Raw genomic sequence first — 16,867 nt, forward strand, 5'->3', positions numbered from 1 at the left:
GAGACGCCCAGCCCCGATGCCCGTTCACCCCAGGGTCACCATCATCGGCGCCGGTATCCTCGGCGCCAGCGCCGCCTTCCACCTGGCCCGCGCCGGCGCGCAGGTCACGGTCCTTGACCCCATGCTGGACGGCCGCGCCACTGCCGCCGGCGCCGGCATCGTCTGCCCCTGGCCCTCCACCCGCACCGACCCGCGCTGGTACGACCTCGCAGCCGCCGCTGCCCGCTTCTACCCCAGCCTCATCGATGCCCTTTCCGCGGATGGCGAGACCGACACCGGTTACCGCACCGTCGGCGCCCTCATCCTCCCCGGCCCCGACGGAAAGCTCGACGATACCGAGGCCCGCCTTCGGACCCGCCTGCCCCAGGCCCCCGAGGCCGGCACGCTCACCCGCCTTGCCCCAGGCGAGGCCACCGTCCTCGTCCCGCCCCTCCATCCAGACCTGCCCGCGCTGCACCTCTCCGGCGGCGCCCGCGTGGACGGCCGCCGTCTCGCCGCCAGCCTTCTTCGCGCCGCCGAACGTCACGGCGCCCGTCTCATTCCCGCCGCCGCCACTGCCTTCCTGACGAACGGCTCCCGCGTCACCGGCACCACCACCGCGGACGGTACCATCGAAGCTGACGAGACCCTCTTCTGCGCCGGCGCCTGGGCCCCGCCCCTACTCACCCCGCTCGGTCTGGCGCTTCCCATCGAACCCCAACGAGGCCAGATCGCCCACTTCCAGCTCCGCGGCGCCGCAACCGAGGCTTGGCCCGTCCTCCTCCCCCTCTCCGGCCACTACCTCCTGGCCTTCGAGGACGGCCGCGTCGTCGCCGGCGCCACCCGAGAGACCGGCTCCGGCTTTGACCACCGCCTCACCGCATCCGGTGTCGCCGAGGTCCTCAACAACGCCCTCGCCATCGCCCCAGGCCTTGCCGACGCCACCCTGCTCGAGATCCGCATTGGCCTCCGCCCCCTCGGCCCGGCCCTCCCGCCCCTGCTCGGCCGCGCACCGGGCTTCCAGGGCCTGACCATCGGCAACGGCCTCGGCCCCTCCGGCCTCACCATCGGCCCCTTCGCGGGCGCACTCCTGGCCGACCTCGTGCTCGACCGCACCTCTGCCTTCCCGCTGGCCGACTACGCGCCAATCCCGCAATACAAAGCAGCAGCCAGCACTCAGAGTAGCCGACCTGGACCGAGGGCCAGCCTCAACAGAAAGCGCCGGACCCGCGTCTTCCTATGAGCCCCAGGCCTGACAGCTGACGCCCACCACCCCGAGGGCAAACAGCACGCCCCCGCAGTTGCGGCAGAAGTGGACGGGGGAGAGGAACGTCTGACGATCCGCAAGCATCGCTGCCCGTTGCTCGGGCGAGCCGCCGTCACCGGAGCGTGCCTTGAACACGTCAACTCCCCAGGTCGGAGCGTCCTGATTCAGTTCGGCGAGGGTGCAGACCAGCACCGTCCCGGCGCCAAGGACGAGCAGACCGAAGAACCCCAGCACCGTGACCATCACGACGGCAGCGCAGAAGAGGCCGCCCAACACCATCCACGCCAGAGCATTCGCAGCAGAACCGGCGGAGAAGCGCATCCTCGCTCGCGGCACAGGGGAACTCCCGGCAATCCCGTCCTGACCATCCCGCGGTGGCAGGTCACCCGCCAACAAAAGAAAACGGGGCGGCCCCCGAAAGGACCGCCCCGCCAATCACGCCGCAGAAGAAGCGGTGGCTCAGATGCTCTTATGCGTCGGGTTCGCGCCGGTCGTGTTGGTGCCCAGCGTCTTGTCCACCGCGCGCCCGGCCGCCGTGCCCGGCGGGTTCACCGCAGTGCCATCGGATTGGGTGGGATAGGCGCCCGAGATGTTGGTCCCGGCAGCGCGGTCAACGGCGCGGCTGGCCTCGGTGCCCGGCGGGTTGGTCGAAGAACCGGCGACGCCGGTCTTCGGGTACACCGTCGTGTCGGCGCGGCTGCCCTCGTTCTCCGGATGCGCGCCGGAGATGTTGGTGCCAGCCACCTGGTCGATGCCACGGGACACCATGGTGCCGCGCGGATTGGCAGGCGTGCCGTCCGGGGCATCGCCGGCCATCGGCAGAATGCCAGCACCACCCTCGTAGCCGTTCCAGCCAGCCGCGCGGTAATCCGCCTCGCGGGTGGTGGGGTCGACCGGGTTGTAGCGGGCGAGGATGCTCTCGACCTCGGAAGCGCGCATGTCGTCCGTGCGCACCGTCACCAGGCTGCCGCCGCGGCTCAGGCCCTCGGAATACACATGCGCGTCGCGCTCCTCGACGCCCGCGCCGACCAGGCTGCCCAGCAGGCCGCCAGCCGCCGCACCGGCACCCGCGCCGGTCAGCGCGGCAACCAGCCAGCCGGCCGCCACGATCGGGCCGAGGCCGGGAATCGCCAGCGCGCCGATGCCGGCGAGAATGCCGGCGCCGCCGCCGAGAACAGTGCCGAGCGTCGCGCCGGTGCCGGCGCCGGTCTCGGTCGTATCGTCATCCGCCACCGTGCCGGTGGTGGTGCCGGTGGCGCCGTCATTCGCCACGATGCTGACGTCGTCGCGGGCGAAGCCGGCGGCCTCGAGCGCGTTCACCGCCGAGCTGGCGTCGGCATAGGTGTCGTAAAGACGGGCAATGGTCCGCGTCGCCATGAGATCTCTCCTCGATTTGGTCAGGTCAGCGTTTCGTAAGCTGGGCTCAGCGAGCGGGGGTGGCGCCCGTCACGACATTGCCCTGGAAGTCCAGGCCCACATCGGCCGTCTGGCCACCGCGCATCGCGCGACCGCGCCACACGCCGGCCTCGTCCTTCTTCAGGTCCTGCACGCCGGTAAAGCCAGCGGCCTCAATGCGGCTGCGCGCCTGGCCCTCGGTGAAGGAGTTCGCGCCGGCGGCCGGGGTCGCCGTCGTGGCCGGGGCCGTGCCGGGATTGTCGCCGCGCACCGCGGGCTGGCCGCCGTCGCTCTGGCGGGTCGTGCCGGAGCTGCCCTGCTCGGCGCCCTGCGTGGCCGTGCCGGCGCGGGACTGGGAAGCGGCGGGGCCGGTCGTCGTGCCGGGAGCAGCGGTCGAGCCGGAAGGCTGGGTGGCCGGCGCCATCGTCATGGCCGGGGCGCCGCCGGTGGTCCCCTGCGAACCCGGGTTGGCGGTGTTCCCCTGCTGCGCCATGGCAGGCGTGGCGAGGGCGGCGGCAAGAGCCAGGGCGGCAACACTCGTGCGCATAGCGGTTCTCCCAAACGGTTGGTGACGTAGTCTCAGAGACTGAAGACGCTCAAAGGGGCGCCTTGCCGTGGGTTAACGCCGCTTGTGGCAAGATGGTCGCCGCGATCGCGCATCCGTGAGGTGACAGGCCGCGGAATGTGCCCAAGCAGCGAGTTGAACCGGGCCGGCATGGAGCGGTGCCGGCCAACCGTCCCTGGACAGCTCCGCCCGAAAAGCCCGGCTCCGGCGCGCCCGCCCTGCACGGCCGTCCCGCGGCACGGGCGGTGGCCCTGCCCCCACACCCCTGCTATACGCGCGCATCAAGTGCCGCCGCGGGCCGGGCCGAAGCGCCCCGACTCCGGCGGCCGCACAGGTTTCGGAACCCCTCATGGCCCGCAGGCGACAGCTCTACGAAGGCAAGGCGAAGGTCCTCTTCGAAGGCCCGGAGCCCGGCACGCTCGTCCAGTATTTCAAGGACGACGCGACCGCCGGCAACGGCGCGAAGAAGGGAATCATCACCGGCAAGGGCGTGCTGAACAACCGCATCAGTGAACACCTGATGACGAAGCTCGGCGAGATCGGCGTCCCCACCCACTTCATCCGCCGCCTGAACATGCGCGAGCAGCTGATCCGCGAAGTCGAGATCATCCCGCTCGAGGTGGTGATCCGCAACATCGCCGCCGGCTCCCTCGCCAAGCGCCTGGGCATCCAGGAAGGCACTCGCCTGCCCCGCAGCATCGTCGAGTACTACTACAAGAACGACGCCCTGCAGGACCCGATGGTGAGCGAGGAGCACATCACCTGCTTCGGCTGGGCCGCCACCCAGGACCTCGATGACATCGTGGCCCTCGCCTTGCGCGTGAACGACTTCCTCACCGGCCTCTTCCTCGGCGTCGGCATTTCCCTCGTCGACTTCAAGCTCGAGTTCGGCCGCCTCTACGAGAACGACGAGATGCGCATCGTCCTCGCCGACGAGATCTCGCCCGACAACTGCCGCCTGTGGGACGCCAAGACCGGCGAGAAGATGGACAAGGACCGCTTCCGCCGCGACCTCGGCAAGGTCGAGGAAGGCTACCAGGAAGTGGCCCGCCGCCTCGGCATCCTCCCCGAAGCCGGCGTGCGCGACCTCAAGGGCCCGGAGCTGATGCAGTGAAGGCACGCGTTTTCGTCATGCCGAAGAACGGCGTGCTGGATCCCCAGGGCAAGGCCATAGGCCACGCCCTCGGTACCCTCGGCTTCGAAGGCATCGGCGAGGTCCGCACAGGCAAAGTCATCGAGCTGGAACTGACGGAAACCGACCCGGAGGCCGCGAAGGCGGCCGCCGAGGCCATGGCCCGCAAGCTCCTGGCCAACACGGTGATCGAATCCTTTCGCGTCGAACTCGCCTGAAGCCGGACCGGCGCTAGCACGCCATGATCAAGGCCAGCCTCCTCATCATGACCGTCCTCACGGTCCTGATCTCGATGCTCCTGTCATGGCGCGAGCGCCGCATGGCCGCCGCGCGCCCCGCCATCCCGGCGCCCCGCGGCCGCGCCCCGCGCGGGCCCGGCCTCGTCGCCCGCAGCAAGGCAGGCTTCGACCGCTGGATGACCGCCGCCGCCATCGCGGCCGTCCTCACCATTGCCGTCCTGGGCGGCCTCCATTGGATCAGGGTGTTCCACCAATGAACGCGACCATCCTCCTCTTCCCCGGCACCAACCGTGAGCGCGACATGGCCATCGCCCTGGAGCGCGCGACCGGGAAGAAGCCGACCCTCACCTTCCACCGCGAAACCGAACTCCCCGCGGGTACCGACCTCGTCGTCCTCCCGGGCGGCTTCTCCCATGGCGACTACCTGCGCTGCGGCGCCATGGCCGCCCGCTCCCCCATCATGCCCGCGGTCCACGACTTCGCGGCCAAGGGCGGCCATATCCTCGGCGTCTGCAACGGCTTCCAGATCCTTTGCGAAGCGGGCCTCCTCCCCGGCGCCCTCCTCCAGAACGCCGGTCTCCGCTTCCTCTCCATGGACACGGTGCTGCGCGTCGAGCGCGCCGGCACCCCCTTCACCGCGCGCTGGCAGAAGGGCGCCACTTTCCGCGCGCCCATGGCGCACGGAGACGGCAACTACTTCGCCGATGACACCACGCTCGACCGGCTGGAGGGCGAGGGCCTCGTCGCCTTCCGCTACGCCGACCGCAACCGCAACGGCGCTGCCCGCGACATCGCCGGCATCCTCTCCCCCAACCTCCGCATCTGCGGCCTGATGCCGCACCCCGAGGACCTGGTGGACCCGCTGATGGGCGGCGAGGACGGCCTCCCCCTCTTCCAATCCCTCGCTGAGACCCTCGTCTCCGCCTGAACGGCACCCGGCGCCCTACGACACCGGCGCCGGACACGCCCTGCCCCGGGCCTTCACCCGCGCCACCTCCGGCTCCAGCATCGTCCGCCGGGCCAGCATCCCGCTTCCCCGCAGGGCCGGCCCGCCCCCGGCGCCGCGCCGAAGGTCAGCCCGGCGAGACCTTGGGCCCGGTTCGGCCGGCCACCTCCCGCATCCGCACCCCGAGCGACATCATGGCCGAAGCCAGTTCCAGCTCGCGTTCCCGCCCGGACTTGCGGCGCCGCTCCTCGATCTCCGGCATCTTGCGAAGCTGCTCGCGGTAGACGCAGCCGAGGGCGGAAACGAAGTCGCCGTCGCGGCCCAGAAGCTCGTCGCCCAACTCCATCAGCAGCAGGCTCGGCCAGGCCCGCGGCCGCACGCGTAGCACCTCCCCCACCACCCAGCCCGCCGACAGCCGCGGCTCCACCTTGGCCATGATCAGCGCCAGCGACGCCGCCGAGCGCGACCACCCGCCCTGGCAATGCACCAGAAGATGCGCGTCCTTCCGCTTCTCCCTCACCATCGCCTCGGCAAAGGCCAGCAAGGCCTCGACATGCTCGCGCCGGGCTGGCGCGCGCCGCGTGGCGGCCGGATTGATGTGGTCGCTGAAGCGCAGGTCGAGCCGCTTGTGCGGCCCGTACTCCCGCAGTTCCGGCGGCACGGGTGCATCGGGATCGAGGATAGAGACCACATGCGTCACCCCCGCCGAACGATGCAGCTCCAGGTCCCGGAGGCCACAGACGGTATACCGGAACGGAAGCCGCGCGTGCATTTGGGTCCCTCGCACAGGTCGGGTCCCGAGCCGACAGAGCAGCCGACCGCGTCACCACGGACCGGTCGGTTAACATACAGGTTAGAATTTGGACATGAATTTGTAATCCCGGTCCAGGGCAGGAAAGGTGCCGCCGCAAGCCCGCATCCCGGAACATCCAGGCACTTTCCAGCGCCTCCCCCTTCCGGCTGCCGCACCGGGAACCTCGCCCGTCCCGCTAAACGGCGCAGAGGCAGGGGCAGGGCCGGGTGGCGAAGACCGCAAGCCACGTGGCAGTGTCCCTCCCGCTCAAGGCAGAGAATAAGACCCATTCGGAGGAACACGATGCAGCGTCGCCCCGTCCTTGCCGGCCTGTTCTCCGCCGCGCTTCCGCTCGCAAGGGCCGGCGCCCAGACCAGCCCCGCCACGCCCCCCACCGGCCGCCCGATCCAGATGATCGTCGCCTACCCGCCCGGTGGTGGCACCGACATCGCCGCCCGCACCCTCGCCATGTTCATGGAGCGCGAGCTGGGCCAGCCCGTGGTCGTGCTCAACCGCGCCGGCGCCGGCGGCGAGATCGGCTTCGGCGAACTCGCCCGCTCGCGGCCGGACGGCGCGACCATCGGCTTCCTCAACACGCCCAACATCGTCACCATGCCGATCGAGCGCCGCACCTCCTACAAGCTCGACGATATCGCCCCGATCGCCAACATCGTGGACGACCCCGGCGGCTTCTTCGTCCTGAACGACAGCCCGTACAGAACTCTCGCCGACCTCGTCACCTACGCGCGCGCCAACCCCGAGAAGGTCACCTACGCGACGACCGGCATCGGCTCGGACGACCATCTCGCCGGCCTCGCCTTCTCACGCGCCGCCGACATCCGGATGACGCATGTCCCCTATAACGGCGCCTCCCAGACCCGGAACGCCCTCCTCACCCGCCAGGTCACGCTTGGCTCGATCAATGTCAGCGAGGGCCTGCCCGATGTGCAGCAGGGCACCGCCCGCGCCCTCGGCCAGATGTCCGCCACCCGCTGGGAAGGCCTGCCCGAGGTCCCCACCTTCCGGGAACAGGGCTTCGACGTCATCCAGTCCTCGATGCGCGGCGTCGGCGCCCCTGCCGGCACCCCGCCCGCCCTGCTCAACCGCTACGCGGAGGCCTTGCAGCGCATCGTCGCCAACCCCGAGTTCCGCCGCATGGCCGCCCAGCAAGCCCTGCCGCTCCGCTATCTCGGCCCCGACGAGTACCGCACGGAATTGACCACCCTCCGCACCGATTTCGAGAAGCTCTGGGCCCAGCACCCCTGGCGCGAGAGCTGACCCGTCAGCCCGGCTTCCGCAACAGGCCCAGAACAAGCACCCGGAACGCCCCCACCGCCCTCTCAAGGACGGCGCGGGGCTCCCCCGATGCCGCGATCCAGAGCGCGGCATTGAGCGCCGCGCCGTTCACAAGCCGGGCCGCCGCCTCCGCATCCACCGGCCGCACGACCCCGGCCTCGATCAGTTGCTCGATCGTCCTCATCGTCGTCGCCAGGCACACATTCTGCCCGGGCCATCCAGAGGGGTCGCCCAGCACCGCTGGCCCGTCCAGCAGCATCACCCGTTGAATCTCCGGCTCCAAGGCCATCTCGATATAGGCGACGCTCTCCGCCAGGAATCCCTCCCAGCCGCCCCCAGCCGCATCGCGCACGGTGCCCAGCCGCGCCGCCATCTCGGCGTCCATCTCCTCGATCACGGCCCGCAGCAGCCCCTCCTTGCCGCCGAAGTTGTGATAGAGCGCCCCGCGCGTCAGCCCGACCCCGGCCGTCAGCTCGTCCATTGAGGACGCCGCGTAGCCGCGCGCCGCAAAGTCCTGCCGCGCCGCCCGGATAAGCTTCGCCCGCGTCTCCTCGACCATCTCGGCTCGCCGCCTCGCCACCACTTCCTCCCCCTCACACACACAGCGTACGCAGTTGACATACGAACCGTATGCGACAAGGTGTTCGCATACGGCTCGTATATAGGCATCCGCCCCGAGCCGGGCATCACCCTTCACCACCGCTGAGCAAACACGCTCAGTGGCCGCCCGGGCCTTCAGCCGCGCCCGGAACCCGCAGGAGCCATACCCATGCGCGACGCCATCTTTCCCCCCGGCCGCCAGGCCCTCTACGAGATCAACCGCTATTCGGCCGCCGTCCGCTCGGGCGACCTCCTCTTCGTCTCTGGCCAGGTCGGCAGCCGCGAGGACGGCTCCCCCGAACCGGACTTCCCCGCCCAGGTCCAGCGCGCCTTCGACAATCTCGCCGCCGTGCTGAAAGCCGCCGGCGCCGGCTTCGAGGATGTGGTGGACGTCACCACCTTCCACACCGACCCGGAGAGCCAGTTCGAGGCCGTCAGCGCCGCCCGCAACCGCGCCTTCGGCCCGGCCCCCTACACCAACTGGACCGCGGTGGGCGTCAACTGGCTCGCCGGCTTCGACTTCGAGATCAAGGTCATCGCCCGCCTCCCCGCCTGACGGTGGCTAAGATGCGACTCTCTTCACCCCGGCCCGCATCGGCCGGACTGGAAGCCGCCCACGCCACCCGGCGGTGAGCAACGGCGCGGTACCGTATCCGCGGTGCCGCGCCATCGCCGGAGCATCCCCGGCTCGCCTTCCATGCGAACGCCCCGGGGCCGCTCCGGCGCCAGCAATGCCGCTTTAACCGAGCGGAGACCGCCCCTCGACCACGCCGAACTGCAGGAAGTGCTCCAACGGGTTCACCCCGGCCGCAGCCACATCCGTGTAGGTCGCGAGATAGGCGCTGCTGTCGAACGCGGCCGAGGGATCACGCCCTTCCCGCCAGCCGAAGGCGTTGTAGTGCTCAAGCGGATTGATCCCCGCCGCCGCCACATCCGCATTCGTCGCCAGATAGGCCGAGGTATCGAACAGCGCGTTGGGATCGCGCCCCTCGCGCCAACCGAACACCCCATAGTGCTGCTCCGCGTCGATTCCGGCAAAGAGGACGTCGGGGCTCTGAACCGCGTAGAACAGGTCGTCGACCAGGCTGTTCCCGTCCCCGGTGTTGATCACCACGTCGGAGAACTGGAACCGCTCCACATTCGTCACCGTGTCCACGCCATCCGCACCGGCGATCACCGCGCGCACGCCAAGCGCGGAGATCCCCGTGCCGGTGAAAGCGAAGTCGAAGGCCGCTGTGTCGCTGCCCGGCCCGCCCTCGAGGATGTCGTTGCCGGCATTGCCGTTCATCACATCATCGCCGAAGTCGCCGACAAGAACGTCGTCCCCCTCGCCGCCGAACAGCCTGTCGTTCCCAAGATCGCCGTCGACAAAGTCGCGCCCCTGGTCGCCGGAGACGAGGTCATCGTCATCGCCGCCCGTCAGGAAATCATCGCCCTCGTTGCCGTTCACCGTATCGGCCCCGGCCTCGCCAACGAAGAAGTCGTTGCCCGCCCCGCCGGCCATCACGTCGTTGCCGGGATTGCCCGCCGCATAGTCGTTGCCGTCGTCGCCGAAGATCTGATCGTCGCCCGCTTCGCCGATGAGCTGGTCGTCGCCGGCATCACCATGGACCACGTCATTCCCGAGGCCGGCCGCTACATAGTCGATCCCGGCGCCCCCCGAGATCGCGTCGTTCCCGCCCTGGGCATCGATCCGGTCGAACCCGTCTCCACCGAAGATCTGATCGTCGCCGAGCAGACCGAAGACGATGTCGTCACCCGCACCCGCGTCGATGATATCGGCACCGTCCGTTCCGGGCAGGTTGTCGGATAATGCACTGCCGAAGATATTCGCCATGGTCCTGGCCACTCCGTTCTTTGTTGTGTTCCGCGAACACGTTTGGGACGGCTCGGCACATGTGCGCCCAGCTTCGGAACAGGGTTGGTCCGTCCTGGCCGAAGACAAGGATACTTATTAACATCCAACAGCATGAAAATACGCGCGAGAACTGACCTGGGTTAAAGCAGTAAAGCCAAAGCAATCCCGCTTAACCAGCTTGCGCCATTACTCCCTAAAGCCTGCTGGCGTCCCGTCGCAAGCCAGATGCCGCAACCGCCCCCTACCGCTCTCCACGCTGCGCCCGCATCCGCTCCCGCAGCCCGCCACTCACCCCCGTCCCCTCCGCAATCGGCCGATGCAGGTTGCCCGAGGTGATCGGCCCAGGCGGCGCCTGTTCCATCTGCGTCCGCTCGACGAACGCCCCCGCAATCCGCTCCGCAATGGCAGGCGAGATCCGGTCCCCCAGCACCGCCGCCCGCGCCTTCCACCCCACGGCGTAAGGCCCATCCGGATGCACGGAATTCCAGACGATCGCGTCCACAACCTCGCGCGGATCGTCCAGCAACCCGGCTTGCGGCAGCCGCCCCGTATAGCTCCCCGCATGCACCCAGTACGGCGTATCCACAGCCCAGGGCTGAATCGTGGCGACCCGGATCATCCGGTCCAACCCACCCAGCCGCAACTCCTCGCGGATCGCCCCGTCCAGCCCCAGCAGCGCGTGCTTCGTCGCCGCATAGGTCGCGTGATAGGCCAGCGGCACACTCCCCTCGACCGAGGAGATGTTCACCAGCACCCCATGCCCCTGCCGCCGGAACTGCCGCAGCGCGACGTGGGAGCCGTAAATCACCCCCTTCAGATTCACATCCACCATCCGCGCATGATCGGCGATCGGGATCTCCTCGAACCGCCCGATCGACGCCACCGCCGCATCGTTGATCCAGACATCGATCGCCCCGAACCCGTCCAGCGCCGCCTGCGCCAGCCGCTCCACCGCCGCCGCATCGCTCACATCGGTGGGCACCACCAGCGCCTGCCCGCCATTTGCGCGCACCTGCGCCGCCACCTCCTCCAGCACCGCCCCGCGCCGCGCCGCCAGCACGACATTCGCGCCATACCCGCCCAGCCGCTCTGCCACCCCGCGCCCGAACCCGCTGGATGCCCCGGTCACCACATAGGTCCGCCCCGACACCACCGACCGGTCCCGCGCGCCCAATTCGGACGGCGCCGAACACCCGCTCACCAGTGCCCCGACCGCCGCCACCGCCACCACAGGAAGAAGATGGAAAGGAAACACCGGCACGCCCTCCGACACCCACGCCCAGCCGCACCGGACGCCACCCCCGAAGAACCCCGCAGGGCCCCAATCGTTCCAGCCGCCGCAACACACCTCCACAAAAGCAAGGGGCCCGGAAAGCCGTTGCCCCGAGCCCCGCCCCCCACGCCCAGGCGCAGCCCCTAAAACCCTCACCGCATCGGCGGCGCGTACTGCAGCCCACCCTTTGTCCAGAGATTGTTGATCCCCCGCTGCACCCCCAGCGGCGTGATGCTCCGGTCCCACATCTCCGCGAAATTCCCGACCTGCCGAACGATCTGCACCGCCCAATCCGGCTGCACCCCCAGCGACCGCCCGAGATCCCCCGTCACTCCCATGAACCGCTGCACCTCCGGATTGGCACTCGCCCGAAAACTCTCGAGATTCTTGCTGCTGATCCCCAGCTCCTCCGCCGTCAGCTGCGCGAAATGCGCCCAGCGCACGATGTCGAAGAACTTCCAGTCCCCCTTCCGCACCATCGTTCCCAACGGCTCCTTCGAGATGATCTCCGGCAGCAGCAGGTACTGCCCCGCATTCGCCCCCTGCGTCGCCCGGAAGGACGCCAGCGAACTCGCATCCGTCGTGAAGGCATCGCACCGCCCCGCGATGAACGCCGCCCGCAACTCCTCCAGGTTCTCGATCACCAACGGCGTGAACCGCATGGAATGAACCCGGAAGTAATCCGTCAGGTTCAACTCCGTCGTGGACCCCGGCTGCACGCAAACCGTCGCCCCATCCAACCCCCGCACGGAGGTCACGCCGGACGCCGTTTTCACCATGAACCCGGTGCCGTCATAGAAATTGATGCTGGCGAACTCCAACCCCAGCGCCGCCTCGCGCCCTAACGTCCAGGTCGTGTTCCGCACCAGCATATCGACCTCGCCGGACTGCAAGGCCGTGAACCGGTTCGTCGCCGTCGTGTTGATGAACCGAACCTTGCCCGCATCCCCCAGGATCGCGGCGGCCACGATGCGGCACCCATCCGCATCCAACCCCCGCATCACCCCCTGGCTGTCCGGCGCGCTGAACCCCGGCGTCGACCCGGCCACCCCGCACAACACCGCCCCGCGCGCCCGGATGGCCCCCATCGTATCCGCCGCCGGCTGCGCCACCGCGCCACCCGCCAGCCCGGCGGCCAGTACCGCCCCGGCCACCACGCGCCCCAGCGCACCCCAAACCGCCTGTGTCATCGCTGCCGCACCCCGCAAAGGTTGGATGCGTGCGACCGGTCGCCCCCCGGCCGCGTCCCCGGCCTCCCGCCAACGCTACCGACCCGCGACCAACCCTTGCAACCGCTTTGCCAATGGCGTCCCGGGCAGCGCGGACAGCAAAAGCCCGGGAGAAGGAATTCCCCCGGACCCCCATCTTTTTCCGGCCGAAAACGTCGGGCCGCGCTGGCCCGCGCGGCCCTCAGCGCTTCATAAACTTGGAGAACCGGCTCTCATGCCCGTCCGCGGCCTTGTTCTGATGCAGGAAGGCCAGCTTTCAGACGGTTTCATCTGCGCTGAAGCAGAAAGGCTCTTCTTAGGTGTATACATCGCTTACTCAACCTGCTCTTCCTGCGCTGCGATGCCGAGAACAAATACAAGCCTGTGTCCGCAGGAAAATTTTATTTTAGTGCCGGCACCTATGACGTGAGCGCCGACGTAGTTCTCCTCTCGGCAAACTGGACAGGCGATCTTAATTTGCCTTTTCTTTAGAAGAGTTTTTTGTCCACCTTCTACATCTGCCTCGTCAACTAGGTCGTAGATCGCTCGGCACTATGGACAAGTGATCCCGTCCGCGAAACTCCCGACTCTGCGTTTGATATGGCGTCCACAATCACAGTCAAACGTGTGAAACACCCCGAAGTTAGCTGAGATGGTCGCTGGGGAAAGCGCCTCCTCAAGAACAAGCACCACCTCATCTGCTTTAGTTTTCATCTTATCAAGCGTTGCTTCTGCCCCACTCTCAATCTGGTGAATAGTCGACGCATGAAGAAAATTACCTAAAGCATTATGGAAGGAGTGCGCCCACTTCAGGCTAAATCTTCGATCCTCGCCGACAAAAAACTGCTCTTGTATCGCCTTTCCTGCCTCGCCTTCTTCCGAAATCGTGTATGTAGCAGTTTTTTCCGCGTTGGGATCCACCGAAAGCATCTCGGCAATAACTTGTCTAGGAGGCCATTTGCGAACAGCGTCGTCCGGCATTTCTTCCAGATAAGAATACAGGTGCTGGTAACAGACGTACTCGATCGCAAACCTCAGTTCTAAGCAGGCGTACCTGACGGAGGCTTCATCGCCGGCGCAAAGAAGCCGTTTGGCCCGCTCCAGACACTCTTGCGCCCGATGTCTTACCAAGCCCCAAGACATATTAGTTTGCTCCCTCAAACTCTGGCCCGGAACAGTACCGACCCCACCAGAAGCCACAAAGCACATCGTATAGGAATACTTGACTATCGCGTGAGTCTATGCTGCAGTTCACTCATGCCCCTTCCCCACCCCCCCTGCCTAACCCCCTCCCGCCCCTGGTCCCCCCTCACCGACCTCCAGTTCCACGCCCTCCTCCCCTACATCCTCCCCCGCTCCCCGGCCGGCCGCAGAATCCCCGATCTACGGGCCCGAATGGACTCCATCTTCCAAACCACCGCCACCCACGCCCCCTGGCGCGAAGCCCCTCAGAACGGCGCCACCTGGCCCACCATCGCCCGCCACTACCGCCGCCTCACCCGCGCCGGCCTATGGGAACGCCTTCTCATCGCCCTCGCCGACGCCGCCCCCAACCACCCCCTCCACACCATCGAACACCTGATCGTCCGCGCCTGCCGCCGCGCCCACCGCCTGCTCGGCATGCCCTTCCTCGTCCTCATCCGCCGAATCGGCCTCCGCTCCGCCCTCCCCGGCCCGCCCTGGCTCCTGCCGGACCCCGATTTGTCCCAAAGCCTCGCCGCCCTCCCCATCCCCTTAAAAATCCCCACAACCCCGGCCGCCCGCGCGGCCAGAACCGACTACCTCCGCGCCCTCAAACACCTCTTCAAAGCCGCCGAGGGCCGCGCCCGCATCCCCCGCACCGTCCGCCTGGGACGGCCCTAAGCGCGATGCTCCGCATCGTCGCCAGCGGGACGCGCAGCGTCGTCGCCCACCCGCACTGCCGAGACCACCACCAGGGCAACGCGCAGCGTTGTCCCGCCCCACCCACGCTCCCGCGCGTCCCGCGTAACCCCACCCATGCAACAACCGCCCACCCCCACCCCGGAAAGCCCCCTCGACAAGCAGCCCCCCCCTGCCCAAAACCCGTCCATGCCGATTGCCGCCGAAACCCCCGCCGCCCTCCTCGACGAAGCGAAGGCCCGCAGCCTCGCCAAGGATTTCGGCCTGAAGGGCGACGAGTTCGACCGCGTCCTCACCATCCTCGGCCGCACCCCGTCGCTGACGGAACTCGGCATCTTCTCGGTGATGTGGAGCGAGCACTGCTCCTACAAATCCAGCCGCGTCTGGCTGAAGGAACTCCCCACCAAGGCCCCCTGGGTCATCCACGGCCCGGGCGAGAACGCCGGCGTCATCGATATCGGCGATGGCCTGGCCGCCATCTTCAAGATGGAATCCCACAACCACCCGAGCTTCATCGAGCCCTACCAGGGCGCCGCCACCGGCGTCGGCGGCATCCTGCGCGATGTCTTCACCATGGGCGCCCGCCCCATCGCCAACCTCAACGCGCTGCGCTTCGGCGCCGTGGACCACCCCCGCACGAAGTCCATCGTGGATGGCGTCGTCCGCGGCATCGGCGGCTACGGCAACTGCGTCGGCGTCCCCACCGTCGGCGGAGAGGTCAACTTCCACCCCGCCTACAACGGCAACCCCCTCGTCAACGCGATGACGGTCGGCATCGCCCGGCAGGACCGCATCTTCCTCAGCGCCGCCGCCGGCATCGGCAACCCGGTGGTGTACGTCGGCAGCAAGACCGGCCGGGACGGCATCCACGGCGCCACCATGGCCTCCGCCGAATTCTCCGAGGACGCCGAGGAAAAGCGCCCCACCGTCCAGATCGGCGACCCCTTCGCCGAAAAGCTCCTCATCGAAGCCTGCCTGGAACTCATGGCCACCGACGCCATCGTCGCCATCCAGGACATGGGCGCCGCCGGCCTCACCAGCTCCAGCGTGGAAATGGCCGGCAAGGGCGGCGTCGGCATCGAGCTGAACATGGACGCCGTCCCCCAGCGCGAAACCGGCATGACCGCCTATGAGATGATGCTGAGCGAAAGCCAGGAGCGCATGCTCATCGTCCTCAAGCCCGGTGAGGAACACGTCGCCGAAGCCATCTTCCACAAATGGGAACTGGATTTCGCGGTGATCGGCCACATCACCGATACCGGCCACATCACCCTCCGCCACCACGGCATCCTCGAAGCCGACATCCCCCTCGCCCCCCTCGAATCCCAGGCCCCCCTCTACCGCCGCCCCACGGTGGAAACCCCCAAGCAACCCACGCTGGACGCAGCGACGATCGCAGACCCCGTCGGCATCCCCGCCGCCCTGAAAACCCTGATCGCGAGCCCGGACCTCTGCTCCCGCCGCTGGATCTGGGACCAGTATGACAGCACCGTCGGCGGCCAGACCGTCCGCCGCCCCGGCGCCGCCGACGCCGCCATCGTCCGGCTCGAGGACAGCCCCCGCGCCCTGGCGATGACCACCGACGTCACCCCCCGCTACTGCGCCGCAGACCCCGAAACCGGCGGCGCGCAAGCCGTCGTGGAAACCTGGCGCAACATCACCGCCACAGGCGCAAAGCCGCTGGCGATCACCGACAACATGAACTTCGGCAACCCCGAGCGCCCGGAGATCATGGGCCAGTTCGCCGCCTGCATCCGCGGCATGGCCGCCGCCTGCACCGCGCTCGACTACCCCGTCGTCTCAGGCAATGTCAGCCTCTACAACGAGACGCGCGGGGTGGATCACCCCCAGGCCATCCTCCCCACCCCCGCCATCGGCGGCGTCGGCGTGATCGAGGATGCCGCCAAGGCCACCGGCATCGCCCCCAGGCCCGGCCAGGAAATCATCCTCCTCGGCACCACGTCAGGCCATCTCGGCCAGTCCCTCTGGCTGCGCGAGATCGCCGGCCGCGAAGAAGGCGCCCCCCCGCCCATCGACCTCGCCGCCGAGCGCAAGCACGGCGACTTCGTCCGCGAAAAGATCCTCGCCGGCGCCATCACCGCCTGCCACGACCTCGCCGATGGCGGCCTCCTGATCGCCCTGACCGAGATGGCCCTCGCCGCCAACCTCGGCCTGACCATCGAGCCCGCCCCGTCAGGCACCCCCGCCCACGCCTTCTGGTTCGGCGAGGACCAGGCCCGTTACCTCTGCGCCACCCCCGACGCCCCGGCCCTGCTCGCGGCGGCCAAGGAAGCCGGCATCCCCGCCATGCGCATCGCCCGCGTCGCCGGCACCACCGGGGCCTTGGCTGTGCCGGGTCACCCCGCCATATCCCTGGAAGACCTGCGCGCCGCGCATGAGGGCACCCTCCCCGCCCTCATGGCCGACGCCTGAGA

Annotated in this window: 19 protein-coding genes; 9 read left to right on the plus strand and 10 right to left on the minus strand. The window is 68.6% G+C overall.

Going from position 1 to position 16,867, the window contains the following annotated elements:
- Nucleotides 1-16 precede the first annotated feature (16 nt).
- Complete coding sequence (locus tag ACVBD7_RS11290; protein ID WP_458097578.1) at nucleotides 17-1,222, plus strand: NAD(P)/FAD-dependent oxidoreductase; 1,206 nt, start codon at nucleotides 17-19, stop codon at nucleotides 1,220-1,222.
- On the opposite strand, the gene ACVBD7_RS11295 is transcribed toward ACVBD7_RS11290, so the two are convergent.
- The 3 genes from ACVBD7_RS11295 to ACVBD7_RS11305 form a co-directional block, all read right to left on the minus strand.
- Nucleotides 1,217-1,567, minus strand: a complete 351-nt coding sequence (locus ACVBD7_RS11295) for a hypothetical protein (protein ID WP_458097579.1) — start codon at nucleotides 1,565-1,567, stop codon at nucleotides 1,217-1,219. The two genes, ACVBD7_RS11290 and ACVBD7_RS11295, sit on opposite strands and share 6 nt — an antisense overlap.
- 138 nt (nucleotides 1,568-1,705) lie before the next feature.
- Nucleotides 1,706-2,623: a general stress protein gene (locus tag ACVBD7_RS11300; protein ID WP_458097580.1), complete on the minus strand. Its 918-nt coding sequence runs from the start codon at nucleotides 2,621-2,623 to the stop codon at nucleotides 1,706-1,708.
- A 46-nt stretch (nucleotides 2,624-2,669) separates the two neighbouring features.
- On the minus strand, nucleotides 2,670-3,188 hold the full coding sequence (locus tag ACVBD7_RS11305) for a hypothetical protein (protein ID WP_458097581.1): 519 nt from the start codon (nucleotides 3,186-3,188) through the stop codon (nucleotides 2,670-2,672).
- A gap of 367 nt (nucleotides 3,189-3,555) precedes the next feature.
- Here ACVBD7_RS11305 and purC point away from each other — a divergent pair, with 367 nt between their 5' ends.
- From purC to purQ, 4 genes are read left to right on the plus strand one after another with little or no spacing between them, the layout of a single operon-like run.
- Nucleotides 3,556-4,320, plus strand: coding sequence for a phosphoribosylaminoimidazolesuccinocarboxamide synthase (purC, locus tag ACVBD7_RS11310; RefSeq protein WP_458097582.1), 765 nt, complete (start codon nucleotides 3,556-3,558; stop codon nucleotides 4,318-4,320).
- Entirely contained in the window at nucleotides 4,317-4,556 is a 240-nt protein-coding gene (purS, locus tag ACVBD7_RS11315) for a phosphoribosylformylglycinamidine synthase subunit PurS (protein WP_458097583.1), read from the plus strand. The genes purC and purS overlap by 4 nt, the downstream gene beginning before the upstream one ends.
- 23 nt (nucleotides 4,557-4,579) lie before the next feature.
- Nucleotides 4,580-4,834, plus strand: a complete 255-nt coding sequence (locus ACVBD7_RS11320) for a hypothetical protein (protein WP_458097584.1) — start codon at nucleotides 4,580-4,582, stop codon at nucleotides 4,832-4,834.
- Nucleotides 4,831-5,505 carry a phosphoribosylformylglycinamidine synthase subunit PurQ gene (gene purQ / locus ACVBD7_RS11325; RefSeq protein WP_458097585.1) on the plus strand — a complete coding sequence of 225 codons (675 nt, stop codon included), beginning with the start codon at nucleotides 4,831-4,833 and terminating at the stop codon, nucleotides 5,503-5,505. Before ACVBD7_RS11320 ends, purQ begins: the two co-directional genes overlap by 4 nt.
- Nucleotides 5,506-5,650: 145 nt before the next feature.
- On the opposite strand, the gene ACVBD7_RS11330 is transcribed toward purQ, so the two are convergent.
- Nucleotides 5,651-6,295: a tyrosine phosphatase family protein gene (locus ACVBD7_RS11330; protein WP_458097586.1), complete on the minus strand. Its 645-nt coding sequence runs from the start codon at nucleotides 6,293-6,295 to the stop codon at nucleotides 5,651-5,653.
- Nucleotides 6,296-6,619: 324 nt separating this feature from the next.
- On the opposite strand from ACVBD7_RS11330, the gene ACVBD7_RS11335 reads away from it, so the two are divergent.
- Entirely contained in the window at nucleotides 6,620-7,594 is a 975-nt protein-coding gene (locus ACVBD7_RS11335; protein ID WP_458097587.1) for a tripartite tricarboxylate transporter substrate binding protein, read from the plus strand.
- Between the two features lie 4 nt (nucleotides 7,595-7,598).
- Here the strand turns inward: ACVBD7_RS11335 and ACVBD7_RS11340 are convergent, their stop codons facing one another.
- Entirely contained in the window at nucleotides 7,599-8,192 is a 594-nt protein-coding gene (locus tag ACVBD7_RS11340) for a TetR/AcrR family transcriptional regulator (protein ID WP_458097588.1), read from the minus strand.
- 189 nt (nucleotides 8,193-8,381) lie between these two features.
- Between ACVBD7_RS11340 and ACVBD7_RS11345 the strand changes: the two genes are divergently transcribed.
- Nucleotides 8,382-8,768, plus strand: coding sequence for a RidA family protein (locus tag ACVBD7_RS11345; protein WP_458097589.1), 387 nt, complete (start codon nucleotides 8,382-8,384; stop codon nucleotides 8,766-8,768).
- A gap of 183 nt (nucleotides 8,769-8,951) precedes the next feature.
- Here the strand turns inward: ACVBD7_RS11345 and ACVBD7_RS11350 are convergent, their stop codons facing one another.
- The 4 genes from ACVBD7_RS11350 to ACVBD7_RS11365 form a co-directional block, all read right to left on the minus strand.
- Nucleotides 8,952-10,049, minus strand: coding sequence for a calcium-binding protein (locus ACVBD7_RS11350; protein WP_458097590.1), 1,098 nt, complete (start codon nucleotides 10,047-10,049; stop codon nucleotides 8,952-8,954).
- A 262-nt stretch (nucleotides 10,050-10,311) separates the two neighbouring features.
- The gene (locus tag ACVBD7_RS11355) at nucleotides 10,312-11,325 is read right to left on the minus strand and encodes an SDR family NAD(P)-dependent oxidoreductase (RefSeq protein ID WP_458097591.1); all 1,014 of its coding nucleotides are present in this window, start codon (nucleotides 11,323-11,325) and stop codon (nucleotides 10,312-10,314) included.
- Nucleotides 11,326-11,495: 170 nt separating this feature from the next.
- Entirely contained in the window at nucleotides 11,496-12,533 is a 1,038-nt protein-coding gene (locus tag ACVBD7_RS11360; RefSeq protein WP_458097592.1) for an amino acid ABC transporter substrate-binding protein, read from the minus strand.
- Nucleotides 12,534-13,103: 570 nt separating this feature from the next.
- Nucleotides 13,104-13,694, minus strand: a complete 591-nt coding sequence (locus ACVBD7_RS11365; RefSeq protein ID WP_458097593.1) for a hypothetical protein — start codon at nucleotides 13,692-13,694, stop codon at nucleotides 13,104-13,106.
- A gap of 114 nt (nucleotides 13,695-13,808) precedes the next feature.
- On the opposite strand from ACVBD7_RS11365, the gene ACVBD7_RS11370 reads away from it, so the two are divergent.
- Nucleotides 13,809-14,414, plus strand: a complete 606-nt coding sequence (locus ACVBD7_RS11370; RefSeq protein WP_458097594.1) for a transposase — start codon at nucleotides 13,809-13,811, stop codon at nucleotides 14,412-14,414.
- Here ACVBD7_RS11370 and ACVBD7_RS11375 read toward each other — a convergent pair.
- Nucleotides 14,411-14,551, minus strand: a complete 141-nt coding sequence (locus tag ACVBD7_RS11375) for a hypothetical protein (protein ID WP_458097595.1) — start codon at nucleotides 14,549-14,551, stop codon at nucleotides 14,411-14,413. The two genes, ACVBD7_RS11370 and ACVBD7_RS11375, sit on opposite strands and share 4 nt — an antisense overlap.
- Before the next feature lie 70 nt (nucleotides 14,552-14,621).
- On the opposite strand from ACVBD7_RS11375, the gene purL reads away from it, so the two are divergent.
- On the plus strand, nucleotides 14,622-16,865 hold the full coding sequence (purL, locus tag ACVBD7_RS11380) for a phosphoribosylformylglycinamidine synthase subunit PurL (protein ID WP_458097596.1): 2,244 nt from the start codon (nucleotides 14,622-14,624) through the stop codon (nucleotides 16,863-16,865).
- Nucleotides 16,866-16,867: the final 2 nt, after the last annotated feature.

It is taken from the genome of Roseomonas sp. WA12 (assembly GCF_054165765.1).